The organism is Stenotrophomonas sp. Ker107b, from assembly GCF_053847245.1.
Map to the genome: position 1 here is coordinate 500,694 of NZ_JBSPHX010000002.1, position 12,430 is coordinate 513,123.

Genomic DNA, 12,430 nt, shown 5'->3' on the forward strand with positions numbered 1-12,430 from the left:
CGACAGCGTAACCCTTTGATTCTCATGACGTGTGGCGGGAAACCGCCGAGGCCGCCGTCGCCCGGGCTATGGGCTGACAACTACTTTTATCGAGGTGCGCAATGTCCCGCGTATGCCAAGTTTCCGGCAAGCGAGTGCAGACGGGTAACAACGTCTCGCACGCCAACAACAAGACCCGTCGTCGTTTCCTGCCCAACCTGCACGAGCGCCGCTTCTGGGTTGCCAGCGAAAACCGCTGGGTCAAGCTTCGTGTTTCCGCGCATGCCCTGCGCACCATCGACAAGAACGGTATCGACTCCGTTCTGGCTGAGCTGCGTTCGCGCGGCGAAAAGGTCTGAGGAGTAAACGATCATGGCAGGCAAGCGCGATAAGATCCGTCTGATTTCGACGGCCAACACTGGCCACTTCTACACGACGGACAAGAACAAGAAGAACACCCCCGGGAAGATGGAATTCCTGAAGTACGATCCGGTCGTGCGCAAGCACGTCCTGTACAAGGAAGGCAAGATCAAGTAATCCGCAAGGATCCTTGAGCTTCCCGACGAAAAACCCGCCCTCGTGGCGGGTTTTTTGTTGGGCGGCGATACGGGGCACCGGCCAGCGGCCGGCACTACCGGTTGCATGCAGCGGCCCATGGCAGAATGCGGTTCCCCTCCCGACGGGCGACGCGATGCTGTTCGAGTGGCTGCTGGGTTCGTGGTTGTTGATGCTGGATTGGCTGATCCGGCTGGCCGCGCTGTTGTGGATTCCCAGCCGCACCACGCCCGGTGCCGCGCGCAGCTGGTTGCTGCTGGTCGGCTTCGTGCCGTTGCTCGGGCTGCCGCTGTATCTGCTGTTTGGCCACCCCTGGCTGTCGCGCCAGCGCGTGCAGCGCCAGGCCGAGGCCTCCCAGGTGATCCGCGAGGAGCAGGCCCTGCAGCCGCCCCTGCGCTGGACGCCGCCGCCGGAGACGGCCACCGCCGAGATCGTGCCGCTGATCGAGCGCCAGGGCGATTTCATGCCCATCCACGGCAACGCGGTGGATCTGCTCAATGACTACGACGCCTCGCTGCAGGCCCTGATCGAAGATATCGACCAGGCCCGTGAGCGCGTGCACCTGCTGTACTACCTGATGTTCGACGATGCCGTCGGCGAGGCCATCGTCGAAGCGCTGCAGCGGGCTGCGGCCCGCGGCGTGCACTGCCGCGTGCTGCTCGATGCAGTCGGGGCCAAGCGCGGGCTGCGCCACTACCGCCACCGTCTCCAAGCTCTTGGCGTGGATGTGCGCGCGATGCTGCCCGGTGGGCTGCGCTGGCGCCGCAGTGGCCGCATGGACCTGCGCAACCATCGCAAGATCGCGGTGATCGACAACCGTGTCGGCTACATCGGCTCACAGAATCTGGCGCGCGCGCAGTTTGTTGCCGGGTTCCCGAACAAGGAGCTGGTGGCGCGCGTGCGCGGGCCGGTGGTGGCGCACCTGGAAGCGGTGTTCGCCAGCGACTGGTACATGGAAACCGGGCAGCGCCTGGATGTGCTCACCGCCGTGCCGGTGTGCTCGGCCGATGTGCCGACCCAGCTGCTGCCCAGTGGCCCGGCCTATCCCTTCAGCAACGCGCGCGATGCGGTGAACGCGCTGATCCATCTGGCGCGCCGGCGCATCGTGCTGGTCACGCCGTATTTCGTGCCGGATGAGGCGACCTTGAGTGCGCTGCGCATCGCCGCCTTGTCCGGCGTGCAGGTGCAGCTGATCCTCTCGGCCAGCACCAACCAGCGGCTGACCTCGTGGGCGCAGGAGGCCTACTACGATGAGCTGCTGCGCAGCGGTGTGCGCATCGCGTTGTACGAACCGCATTTCCTGCATGCCAAGCACCTGACCGTCGATGAAGACATCGCCCTGGTCGGCTCGATCAATCTGGATATCCGCTCGTTCGCGCTCAATGCCGAGATCGGCATGCTTTGTTATGACCCGGGCATGGTGCGGCAGCTGGCGCAGATCGAAGCCGACTATCTCGAACAGTCCCGTCAGCTCGATCTGGCGACGTGGCGCCAACGGCCGGCGTGGAAGCGCAGCCGTGAAGGCATCGCGCGGCTGGCCGATGCGTTGATGTAGCCCGCTGTGACGCACGTGGACGGCCGGTCCACGCGCATCGCCTACAATCGAGGCATGACTGCGTCCGATACCCACCGCCAGTGTGATCTGGCCATCGTCGGCGGCGGCGCTGCCGGCGTCCTCGTCGCGCTGCAGGCCCTGCGCCATGCTGCGCGACCGTCACGCATCGTGCTGTTCGAGCCGGCGTCGGCGCTGGCCGAGGGCATCGCCTACGCCACCCCTTGGCCTGAGCACCTGCTCAACGTGCCGGCGGGCAAGATGAGCGGGCTGCCCGATCAGCCTGCGGATTTCCTGGATTACCTGATCGACAGCCAGGCGCTTGCCGATGTGCCGCGCGAGGTGCTGGCGGACCAGTTCGTGCCGCGCCGCCATTTCGCCGCCTACCTGCGTGAGCGCCTGGAACAGGCGTGCGAGCGCAGCGAAGCGTCGCTGGAGGTGGTCGAGCAGCCGGTGTTCGCACTGGAGCCGACCGGACACGGTGTGGAGCTGCGGCTCGACGATGACGCGACGTGGCGCGCGCAGCGCGTGGTGCTGGCCTGTGGCAACAGCATGCGCCCGCTGCCGGTACCCGGTGCCGACGCACTGCCGCCCGCGCAGGCGGTGGAAGCGTGGGACTACGACGGCGTGCGCGTGCTGGCCGGCGATGACGATCTGGCCATCATCGGCTCGGGCCTGAGCATGGCCGACAGTGTCGTTGCCCTGGCCGCTGCCGGTCACCGCGGGCGCATCTACGTGCTGTCGCGCCATGCGCTGCTGCCGTTGCCACAGGCGCACGGCGATGCGGTCACCTTCGATCCGCAGCCGCTGCTGACGATGTCGTTGCGCCAGCGCGTGCGCGAGCTGCGCGCGCAGGCCGATGCCGCCGTGGCCCAAGGCATTCCATGGCAGAGCGTGATGGACCGTATCCGGCCGATGGGCCAGGCGTTGTGGCTGAGCCTGGGCGAGGCCGATCAGCGCCGCTTCCTGCGCCACGTGGTGCGGTACTGGGACGTGCACCGCCACCGCATCGCCGAATCGGTGCATGCCCAGGTCAGCGAGCTGGAGCGCAGCGGCCAGCTGCAGCGCCATCGGGCCCGGCTGGATACGCTGCTGGTGCAGGAAAGCGGGCTGCAGCTGCACGGCCGCAGCCCGGACGGTGGCCTGCGGCCCCTGACCGTGGGCGCGGTGATCAATGCCACCGGGGTGGAGACCCGCGCGCTGTCCATGCGCAATCCGCTGATCCAGCAGCTGCTGGCGGACGGACATGCCTGCCCGGGCCCGCATGGCCTTGGGCTGGAGACCACCGTGGACGAGGGTGCCCTGATCGATGGCCATGGCCAGCCGCAGCCCGCGATCCGGGTGGTCGGCAGCCTGCGCATCGGCACCCTGTGGGAGAGTCTGGCGATCCCGGAACTGCGCGTGCAGGCCGAACAGGCCGCGCGCGGCTGAACCCGTTCGATCCGGGTGCCGGGTAACGGCCCGGAGCGCCCCGCCCGAGGGTAAAATGGGGACATGGATGTTTCCCACTTGCTCGACGGGTTGAACCCCGCCCAGCGCGAAGCTGTGTCCGCCCCGCCCGGCCACCATCTGGTGCTTGCCGGTGCCGGTTCCGGCAAGACCCGCGTGCTTATCCACCGCATCGCCTGGCTCAATGAAGTCTGCGGCGTGCCGACCCATGGCATTTTTGCGGTGACCTTCACCAACAAGGCTGCCGGCGAGATGCGTCACCGCATCGACCTGCAGCTGTCGCAGGGCAGCCGCGGTGCCTGGATCGGCACCTTCCACGGCCTGGCCCATCGCCTGCTGCGCCTGCATTTCCAGGACGCCAAGCTGCCCGACAGCTTCCAGGTGATGGATTCGGACGACCAGCTGCGGCTGGTCAAGCGCGTGGTCCAGCAGCTGGAGATCGATGACGGCAAGTTCCCGCCGAAGCAGATCGCCTGGTGGATCAACGAGCAGAAGGACGAGGGCCGTCGCCCGCAGCATATCCAGCCCGAGCCGCATGACGCGTGGCTGGAAACCATGCGCCAAGCGTATATCGCCTATCAGGAGCGCTGCGACCGCGCCGGTCTGGTCGATTTCGCCGAGCTGCTGCTGCGCGCGCATGAACTGCTGCGCGACAACCCGGCGCTGCTGGCGCACTACCGCTCGCGCTTCCGCGAAATCCTGGTGGACGAGTTCCAGGACACCAACGCCATCCAGTACGCCTTCGTGCGCGTGCTGGCCGGCGATACCGGTCACGTGTTCGTGGTCGGCGACGACGACCAGGCCATCTACGGCTGGCGCGGCGCCAAGGTCGAGAACGTCCAGCGCTTCCTGAAGGATTTCCCGGGCGCGCAGACCGTGCGCCTGGAACAGAACTACCGCTCCACCGCCAACATCCTCGGCGCGGCGAATGCGGTGATCGCGCACAACCCGGACCGTATCGGAAAGGAGTTGTGGACCGACAGCGGCGATGGCGATCCCATCGATCTGTACGCGGCCTACAACGAAATGGACGAGGCGCGTTACGTGGTCGAGCGCGCGCGCCAGTGGGTGCGCGATGGTGGCAGCTACGGCGACGTCGCCGTGCTCTACCGCAGCAATGCACAGTCGCGTGCCTTCGAAGAAGCGCTGCTCTCCGAGCAGGTGCCGTACCGCGTGTACGGCGGCATGCGCTTCTTCGAGCGCGCCGAAATCAAGGACGCGCTGGCGTACCTGCGGTTGATGACCAACCGCAACGATGACGCTGCCTTCGAGCGCGCGGTCAACACGCCGACGCGTGGCATCGGCGACCGCACCCTGGATGAAGTGCGCCGTTTGGCCCGTACCCACGCCATCTCGCTGTGGGAGGCCACGATGCTGACCACGCAGGGAAATGAGCTCGCTGCACGTGCACGCAACGCGCTGGCCGGTTTCCTGGTGCTGGTCAACCAGCTCCAAGCCGAAGCCGACACGATGACCCTGGCTGAACGCATCGACCACGTGCTGATGCGCTCGGGCCTGCGCGAGCACTGGTCCAAGGAAAGCCGCAACGCGCTGGATTCGGAATCGCGCGCGGACAACCTGGACGAACTGGTTTCGGTGGCCTCGCGCTTCGTGCGTCGCGAAGACGATGTCGAAGAAACCCAGGACATGAGCGAGCTGGTCGCCTTCCTCGCCTATGCCTCGCTGGAGGCCGGCGAAGGCCAGGCCCAGGCCGGCGAAGAGGGCGTGCAGTTGATGACGCTGCACGCCGCCAAAGGCCTGGAGTTCCCGCTGGTGTTCCTGGCCGGCATGGAAGACGGGCTGTTCCCGAGCGCGCGCTCGCTGGAAGAAAGCGGCCGGCTGGAAGAAGAACGTCGCCTGGCGTATGTGGGCATCACCCGCGCGCGCCAGAAGCTGGTGCTCTGCTACGCCGAATCACGTCGCATCCATGGCCAGGACAACTACAACGTGCCTTCGCGCTTCCTGCGCGAGATCCCGCGGGAGCTGGTCAACGAAGTGCGCCCCAAGGTGCAGGTCTCGCGCGGCACCTCGCTCGGTGCCAACCGGGTGATGGGCCACGCGGCGCTGGAAGCACCGCCGCTCAAGCTGGGCGCGATGGTCAACCATCCCAAGTTCGGCGAAGGCATGGTCACCGACTACGAAGGCAGCGGTCAGCACGCCCGCGTGCAGGTGGAATTCATCGAGGCCGGCAGCAAGTGGCTGGTGATGGCGTATGCCAATCTGACGGTGCTCTGAGCGACGGCCGTCATCCAGTAGTGCCGGCCGCTGGCCGGCTGCTCTTTGCCGCGGCGTTGTCGCGAGCCGGCCAGCGGCCGGCACTACAATGGCGCCATCCTTTTCGAACAGGCCCCCGCCATGACCGATTCGCCGCTGCACCTCACCGTCAAATTGAATGCCAAGCTCCAGCCCGAGCATCGCCATGAGCTGTTCGAAGATCCGCTCGATGCGCTGCTGGGCAGTGCCGAGCTGGGCGAGATCACGGGCGGCGGCACCGCGCTGACCGAAGACGGTGAAGTGGACTACGGCGATATCGAGGTCGCGTTGAACGATCCGGCCTCGTTGCCTGGTGTGATCGAGCTGCTGGAGCAGCTGGGAGCGCCGAAGGGCTCGCTGATCCAGCGCGAAGGCGCCCCCGATCAGCCGTTCGGCGTCACCGAAGGCCTGGCGTTGTATCTCAACGGCACCGATCTGCCCGATGAGGTCTACGAACAGTGTGATTCGAACTATGTGTTCGAACAGATCGTCGAGCGCATCGAAGGCCACGGCGAGATCTGCAGCTGGTGGCAGGGCCCGACCGAGACGGGGCTGTATCTGTATGGCGCCTCGTTCGACACCCTGTATGCGTGCATCGCCGATCTGCTGGCGAGCTACCCGCTGTGCCAGGGCGCACGCGTGGTGCGTACCGCCTGATCAGCAGTCCGGCGCGTGGCCTGCTGCATAGCGCAGGCCACGGCGCAGCTGCGCCCGCACATCCGGATTGGCGTACACCGCAGCATCATGGCCCAGCCCGGTGTACCAGCTGCGGCCGCCATCGAAGGGCCGGCACCAGGCGATGGGATGATCGGCGCCCATGGTGCCGCCGTCGTAGCGTGCTTCGTCCACCGTCGCGATGACCTGCACCATCCCACGCGGATTGCGCCGGTAGTTGTAGAGCTCATCGCGGATCGGCCACGACGGGCCTGACGGCTTGCCGTCACGCTCAGGCTGCACCCGCGTGTCCTGCAGACCCTCCGGGTGCTTGTGGAACCACGCGCCGACCAGTTCGCCGTACCACGGCCAGTCATACTCGGTGTCGGCCGCGGCGTGCACGCCCATGAAGCCGCCGCCGTTGCGGATGAACTGCTCCATCGCCGCCTGTTGCGTGTCGTCGAGTACATCGCCGGTGGTATTGGCGAAGACCACGGCGCGATAGCGGGCGAGGTTGTCGGGGCGGAAATCCCGGGGATCGTCGCTCGGGTCCGCCGTCATGCCGGCCTCGGCACTCAGCTCGCGCAGCGCCGCCACGGCCACAGGAATCGAGTCGTGGTGGAACTTGGCGGTGCGGCTGAAGATCAGGACGCGGTCCGGACCCGGCGCGGCGGCAAGGCCGGGTAGCGGCAGCAGGGCCAGCGAGCACAGCAGGGCGATGAGCAGAGGGCGCATGCGTGAAGTCTGTCATGGGCGCTGCCGGTCTCCGTCCTGCGCTGCAGCACAGGCATCCCAAGCAGCGCATGCCTGCGCTATCCGCGTTGTGGTGGGCCAGAGCGCCTCGCTTCATCCCCGATCGCCCCCGGCTCATCCCGGATTTCACACAGTTCGTCGCGTGGCGCTTGTCGCACCCCGGGCCTGCGCCCAGAGTCTGCCCCTGTCCGCTGGGAGCGCACTCGTGAACAAGGGAATTCCGTATCTGCTTGCTGCACTGGTCCTGCTGACATGGTCGGCAGGCTGGGCCGAGCCGGTGCTGGCCCTGTTCCAGCACGCGCAGACCTGCCTGGCCGACGGTGGCGACTTCGATCTGCTGCGCCTGCGCTGCCAGCCGCAGCCCAGTGGGGTGTGCATCGGCCAGGCAACACTGTGGTTCTGGCTGAGCGGCATCGTCTTCGCGGTGGTCGCGCTGCTGGGCACGCGTCGCCGCACGCGCTGACAGTCGAACACGCAACCGGCATCATCGGCCTCTCTCTGATGGAGGCCATATGAGTCCGAGTGAAAAGGAAAAGATGCTGTCCGGGCTGCCATACCGCCCCGGGGATCCCGAGTTGCAGGCCGACATGGCTGCGGCCAAGGTGTGGATGGTCCGCTACAACGCTGCCCTGGCCGAAACCCCGGCCGTGCGCCGCGCGCTGTTGCGCGAGCAGCTCGGTGCGGTCGGCGAGGGTGCGGTGATCCGGCCGCCATTCCACTGCGATTACGGCTACAACATCCGCCTGGGGCAGGGCGTGTTCCTCAACTACAACTGCGTGATCCTGGACGTGGCCGAGGTCAGCATCGGCGATGGCACCCAGATCGGTCCGGCAGTGCAGCTGTATGCCGCCGATCATCCGCGTGATCCGCAGGCACGGGCTGAAGGCCTGGAGTCGGCCAAGCCGGTCCGGATCGGGCGCAATGTGTGGATCGGTGGCGGCGCGATCGTGCTGCCCGGCGTCACCATCGGCGATGACGCGGTGGTGGGTGCGGGCAGTGTGGTCACCCGCGATGTGCCGGCGGGCGCGACCGTGGTGGGCAATCCGGCGCGGAGGGTGCCTGCGCGCGCCCACGGCGATTGATCCAACTCAAGGCACCGCGTCCACATCGGGTGTGCAATGGTGATGTTCCCATTGCCCACCCCAAGGAGCTCTGCCATGTACAAGCGCATCCTGATTGCCACCGATGGTTCGGAGCTGGCCGAGAAAGGCCTGGCCAAGGGCCTGGAGCTGGCCAAAGACCTCGATGCCGAGGTCGATATCGTGACCGTCTCCGAGCCATGGGCCGTCGGTATGTACGACGCGATGGGCTGGAGCGTGGGCTACATGAACACGCCCGAATACAAAGCCGACCGCGAAGAGACCGCGCAGAAGGTGCTGCAGCCGGCCAAGGCCGCCGCGGAAGCGCAAGGCCTGCGTACGGCGACCGTGCACGTGTTGGACCGCTATGCCGCTGACGGCATCATCGATACCGCCACCGAACGCGGCAGCGACCTGATCGTGATGACCTCGCATGGCCGCCGTGGCGTCACCCGCGTGCTGCTCGGCAGCCAGACGGCCGAAGTGCTGGCCCGCAGCACGGTGCCGGTGCTGGTCATCCGATAACGGGAAAGCGGTAGTGCCGGCCGCTGGCCGGCAGTGCCCCTCAGTCGCGCAGTTTCAGCGTCTGCGATTCATCCAGCGTGCCATCCGGCTGCAGCACGACATAACGCTCGCCGCTGCGGTCGAACAGTACCGGGATCGGATCACGGAACAGCGGGCGGCGCACGAAGCGCAGCTGCCAGCCGAAATGCTCCAGCGTCTCCACCGCCTGGCGCTGCTCTGCAGTGAGGCCGGCGCGCAGTTGGGCCGGATTCGGATCGTGGCGGCGTTCGGGTGTCGTCATCGAGCGTGGGAAAGCAGGGATGGGGGTCAGCGCCTGGCCGACCCCGTGCGGTCACGGGGCGGCAGCGCGGTCGACGCCCGGAATCACCAGCTGTAGAGCTTCCAGTACACCGGCGAGACGCCGTCCTTGTCCCCGTCCATGCGGCCATCGCCGTTCTGGTCGTACATGTAGAACGGGGCACCGCGCGACGGGGTCACCTTGACCATCCGCAACTGGCCGCCGACCCGGTATTCCTCGATGGTGTCGCCGTTGTCCTGCACCGTCTTGACCACATCGGCACCGGTGACATCGACCGGGGGCCTGCCGCCACCACCGGTGGCACAGCCAGCCAGCGCGAGAACGCCTGCGAGCAACAGAATCTTCATGGGCCGGGAGTCCTTGGGCGAAGAGGGCCTGATTATGCCCGATGGATCGTGAGGCCGGTGCCGACGACGGTCAGGGCCGGGCGCGTAGAATCGTCACATGAGCCGATTAGTCCTGATTGACGGGTCCAGTTACCTGTATCGCGCGTTCCACGCGCTTCCGCCGCTGACCAACGCACACGGTGAACCCACCGGCGCGCTGTTCGGTGTGGTCAACATGCTGCGCGCCACGCTGAAGGAGCGCCCCGAGTACGTCGCCTTCGTGGTCGATGCGCCCGGCAAGACCTTCCGTGACGACCTGTATGCCGACTACAAGGCCAACCGCCCGCCGATGCCCGACGACCTGCGCCCGCAGATCGAGCCGATGTGCCGCATCGTTGAGGCGCTGGGCCTGAGCATCCTGCGCATCCCCGGCGTGGAAGCCGATGATGTGATCGGCACGCTGGCCCTGCAGGGTCACCGCGATGGCCTGCAGGTGACCATTTCCACCGGCGACAAGGACTTCGCCCAGCTGGTCCGCCCGGGTATCGAGCTGGTCAACACCATGACCGGCAGCCGCATGGATTCGGACGCGGCGGTGATGGAGAAGTTCGGCGTGCGCGCCGACCAGATCGTCGACCTGCTGGCACTGATGGGCGACGCTGTGGACAACGTGCCCGGCGTGGAAAAGTGCGGCCCCAAGACCGCCGCCAAGTGGCTGGCCGAATACCAGCACCTGGAGGGGGTGATGGCGGCGGCGCCGACCATGAAGGGCAAGATCGGCGAGAACCTGCGCGCGGCGCTGGAGCGCCTGCCGCTCAACCGCGAGCTGGTCACGATCCGTACCGATGTGCCGCTGGAGGTGTCGGCGCAGACGCTGCCGCTGCGCGAGCCGGACGTGCCGTCGCTGAGCGAGCTGTACCTGCGTTACGGCTTCACCCAGGCGCTCAAGGAGCTGGGCGGCCCCGTGCCGGCCCCGGCCGCTGCCAGCGATGTCCCGGTCAGCCTGCGTGGCACCGCGGCCGGCTACGCGCGTGCTACGCCGGATGAGGCGGTGGTGCCGGTCGACCCGGCGCTGTCCGCCCCCGGCGAGTACGAGATGGTGCTGACCAGCGAGCAGCTCGACGCCTGGGTGCAGCGCCTGGCCGATGCCGAGCTGATCTCCTTCGATACCGAGACCGACGCGCTGGACGCCATGCGCGCCAACCTGGTCGGCATCAGCCTGGCGGTCGAGCCGGGCCGGGCGGCCTATATCCCGGTCGGTCACGATTACCCCGGCGCGCCGGCCCAGCTGCCGCGTGAGCAGGTACTGGCGGCGTTGCGCCCGGCGCTGGAAGACCCCGCCAAGAAGAAGCTTGGCCAGCACGGCAAGTACGACCTGCACGTGCTGCGCCGCCACGGCGTGAACGTGCAGGGGTACCACGACGACACCATGCTGGAGAGCTTCGTGCTCAATTCCACCGCCACGCGCCATGACATGGACTCGCTGGCGATGCGCTATCTGGGCTACACCACCATCAAGTTCGAGGAGGTGGCCGGCAAGGGTGCCAAGCAGATCTCGTTCTCGCAGGTGGGACTGGACGAAGCCTGCCGCTACGCCGCCGAAGATGCCGACGTGACCCTGCGCCTGCACCACGCGCTGCAGCCACAGCTGCGGGCCACGCCCTCGCTGGACAGCGTCTACCGCGACATCGAGATGCCGCTGGTGCCAGTGCTGACCCGTATCGAAGCCAATGGCGTGCACATCGACATGGCCGAACTGCGCCGGCAGAGCCAGGACCTGGGCTCGCGCATGCTGGCCGCCCAGCAGAAGGCCACCGAGCTGGCGGGGCGCACCTTCAACCTGGATTCGCCCAAGCAGCTGCAGGCCGTGCTGTTCGACGAACTCCAGCTGCCGGCGCTGGTGAAGACCCCCAAGGGCCAGCCCAGCACCAATGAAGAGGCGCTGGAGGCGATCGCCGAGCAGCACGAGCTGCCGCGGGTGATCCTGGAGTACCGCGGGCTGGCCAAGCTGCGCAGCACCTATACGGACAAGCTGCCGGAGATGATCAACCAGGACACCGGCCGGGTGCACACCAGTTACCACCAGTCCGGCGCCGCCACCGGCCGGCTGTCCTCCTCGGACCCGAACCTGCAGAACATCCCGATCCGCACCGAGGACGGCCGCCGCATCCGCCGCGCCTTCGTGGCCCCGCCGGGCCGCAAGATCCTGGCCTGCGATTACTCGCAGATCGAGCTGCGGATCATGGCCCACCTCTCCGAGGACCCCGGCCTGGTGAGGGCCTTCGAGCAGGGCGTGGACGTGCACCGGGCGACCGCGGCGGAAGTCTTCAGCCGATCCCTGGAGGACGTGACCTCCAACGAGCGCCGGGCCGCCAAGGCGATCAACTTCGGCCTGATGTACGGCATGAGCGCGTTCGGGTTGGCCCGCAACCTCGGGATCGACCGCGGCCAGGCCCAGGACTACGTGGCGCTGTATTTCAGCCGCTACCCGGGCGTGCGCGACTTCATGGAGCGGATGCGTCAGCAGGCCCGTGACCAGGGCTATGTGGAAACCCTGTTCGGCCGCCGTCTGTACCTGAACGATATCAACGCCCGCAACCAGGGCCTGCGCGCCGGTGCTGAACGGGCGGCGATCAATGCCCCGATGCAGGGCACCGCGGCGGACATCATCAAGCGCGCCATGGTGAAGGTGGACGACTGGCTGCAGGAGCACAGCGACCAGGCCAAGATGATTCTGCAGGTACACGATGAACTGGTGTTTGAAACCGAAAGCAGTTTCCTCGACACCTTGCGTTTGAAAGTGGTTGAACTGATGTCGTCAGCCGCCGAACTGCGCGTGCCGTTGGTGGTGGACGCTGGCGTCGGCGACAACTGGGATGAGGCACATTGAGGCCTGAATCACAGTCAAAAGGCTGAATTGGTTCATTGCTTCCCGATAATCTGACTGCTGGATGAATGTTCCCGGGAGGAGCCCAGTATTAATTGGGCCCCTTCACGAACTATCAAT

At 66.9% G+C, this 12,430-nt stretch carries 13 protein-coding genes; 10 read left to right on the forward strand and 3 right to left on the reverse strand.

Annotation, left to right across the window (positions count from 1 at the left end):
- Positions 1 to 101: 101 nt before the first annotated feature.
- The 6 genes from rpmB to ACWV8V_RS12140 all read left to right on the forward strand — a co-directional run bounded on the left by rpmB (position 102) and on the right by ACWV8V_RS12140 (position 6,445).
- Entirely contained in the window at positions 102 to 338 is a 237-nt protein-coding gene (gene rpmB, locus ACWV8V_RS12115) for a 50S ribosomal protein L28 (RefSeq protein WP_019185625.1), read from the forward strand.
- A gap of 10 nt (positions 339 to 348) precedes the next feature.
- The gene (gene rpmG / locus ACWV8V_RS12120) at positions 349 to 516 is read left to right on the forward strand and encodes a 50S ribosomal protein L33 (protein WP_172407465.1); all 168 of its coding nucleotides are present in this window, start codon (positions 349 to 351) and stop codon (positions 514 to 516) included.
- Between the two features lie 154 nt (positions 517 to 670).
- Positions 671 to 2,089, forward strand: a complete 1,419-nt coding sequence (gene cls, locus ACWV8V_RS12125) for a cardiolipin synthase (protein ID WP_123729810.1) — start codon at positions 671 to 673, stop codon at positions 2,087 to 2,089.
- A gap of 54 nt (positions 2,090 to 2,143) precedes the next feature.
- The gene (locus ACWV8V_RS12130; protein WP_455899825.1) at positions 2,144 to 3,517 is read left to right on the forward strand and encodes an FAD/NAD(P)-binding protein; all 1,374 of its coding nucleotides are present in this window, start codon (positions 2,144 to 2,146) and stop codon (positions 3,515 to 3,517) included.
- Between the two features lie 63 nt (positions 3,518 to 3,580).
- The gene (uvrD, locus tag ACWV8V_RS12135; RefSeq protein ID WP_259261946.1) at positions 3,581 to 5,770 is read left to right on the forward strand and encodes a DNA helicase II; all 2,190 of its coding nucleotides are present in this window, start codon (positions 3,581 to 3,583) and stop codon (positions 5,768 to 5,770) included.
- Between the two features lie 120 nt (positions 5,771 to 5,890).
- Complete coding sequence (locus tag ACWV8V_RS12140; RefSeq protein ID WP_455899826.1) at positions 5,891 to 6,445, forward strand: hypothetical protein; 555 nt, start codon at positions 5,891 to 5,893, stop codon at positions 6,443 to 6,445.
- On the opposite strand, the gene ACWV8V_RS12145 is transcribed toward ACWV8V_RS12140, so the two are convergent.
- A complete protein-coding gene (locus ACWV8V_RS12145) occupies positions 6,446 to 7,177 on the reverse strand; it encodes a ThuA domain-containing protein (protein ID WP_455899827.1) in 732 nt (243 codons plus the stop codon).
- A gap of 223 nt (positions 7,178 to 7,400) precedes the next feature.
- Between ACWV8V_RS12145 and ACWV8V_RS12150 the strand changes: the two genes are divergently transcribed.
- From ACWV8V_RS12150 to ACWV8V_RS12160, 3 genes are all read left to right on the forward strand, one after another.
- Positions 7,401 to 7,658, forward strand: a complete 258-nt coding sequence (locus ACWV8V_RS12150; protein WP_259261949.1) for a hypothetical protein — start codon at positions 7,401 to 7,403, stop codon at positions 7,656 to 7,658.
- Between the two features lie 49 nt (positions 7,659 to 7,707).
- Positions 7,708 to 8,277, forward strand: a complete 570-nt coding sequence (locus tag ACWV8V_RS12155) for a sugar O-acetyltransferase (protein WP_346468695.1) — start codon at positions 7,708 to 7,710, stop codon at positions 8,275 to 8,277.
- A 75-nt stretch (positions 8,278 to 8,352) separates the two neighbouring features.
- A complete protein-coding gene (locus tag ACWV8V_RS12160; protein ID WP_121040915.1) occupies positions 8,353 to 8,799 on the forward strand; it encodes a universal stress protein in 447 nt (148 codons plus the stop codon).
- 40 nt (positions 8,800 to 8,839) lie between these two features.
- Here ACWV8V_RS12160 and ACWV8V_RS12165 read toward each other — a convergent pair whose 3' ends face one another.
- The gene (locus tag ACWV8V_RS12165) at positions 8,840 to 9,079 is read right to left on the reverse strand and encodes a hypothetical protein (protein WP_259261951.1); all 240 of its coding nucleotides are present in this window, start codon (positions 9,077 to 9,079) and stop codon (positions 8,840 to 8,842) included.
- Between the two features lie 83 nt (positions 9,080 to 9,162).
- A complete protein-coding gene (locus tag ACWV8V_RS12170) occupies positions 9,163 to 9,444 on the reverse strand; it encodes a DUF2782 domain-containing protein (protein WP_123729819.1) in 282 nt (93 codons plus the stop codon).
- Positions 9,445 to 9,541: 97 nt separating this feature from the next.
- On the opposite strand from ACWV8V_RS12170, the gene polA reads away from it, so the two are divergent.
- Positions 9,542 to 12,313: a DNA polymerase I gene (gene polA, locus ACWV8V_RS12175; protein ID WP_455899828.1), complete on the forward strand. Its 2,772-nt coding sequence runs from the start codon at positions 9,542 to 9,544 to the stop codon at positions 12,311 to 12,313.
- The last annotated feature ends 117 nt before the right edge of the window (positions 12,314 to 12,430 follow it).

Coding starts and splice junctions, on each gene's coding strand:
- ACWV8V_RS12160 (WP_121040915.1), top strand. CDS start 8,353: ATGTACAAGCGCATCCTGATTGCCACCGATGGTTCGGAGCTGGCCGAG.
- ACWV8V_RS12165 (WP_259261951.1), bottom strand. CDS start 9,079: ATGACGACACCCGAACGCCGCCACGATCCGAATCCGGCCCAACTGCGC.
- polA (WP_455899828.1), top strand. CDS start 9,542: ATGAGCCGATTAGTCCTGATTGACGGGTCCAGTTACCTGTATCGCGCG.
- ACWV8V_RS12155 (WP_346468695.1), top strand. CDS start 7,708: ATGAGTCCGAGTGAAAAGGAAAAGATGCTGTCCGGGCTGCCATACCGC.
- rpmB (WP_019185625.1), top strand. CDS start 102: ATGTCCCGCGTATGCCAAGTTTCCGGCAAGCGAGTGCAGACGGGTAAC.
- ACWV8V_RS12140 (WP_455899826.1), top strand. CDS start 5,891: ATGACCGATTCGCCGCTGCACCTCACCGTCAAATTGAATGCCAAGCTC.
- ACWV8V_RS12145 (WP_455899827.1), bottom strand. CDS start 7,177: ATGCGCCCTCTGCTCATCGCCCTGCTGTGCTCGCTGGCCCTGCTGCCG.
- ACWV8V_RS12170 (WP_123729819.1), bottom strand. CDS start 9,444: ATGAAGATTCTGTTGCTCGCAGGCGTTCTCGCGCTGGCTGGCTGTGCC.
- uvrD (WP_259261946.1), top strand. CDS start 3,581: ATGGATGTTTCCCACTTGCTCGACGGGTTGAACCCCGCCCAGCGCGAA.
- cls (WP_123729810.1), top strand. CDS start 671: ATGCTGTTCGAGTGGCTGCTGGGTTCGTGGTTGTTGATGCTGGATTGG.
- ACWV8V_RS12130 (WP_455899825.1), top strand. CDS start 2,144: ATGACTGCGTCCGATACCCACCGCCAGTGTGATCTGGCCATCGTCGGC.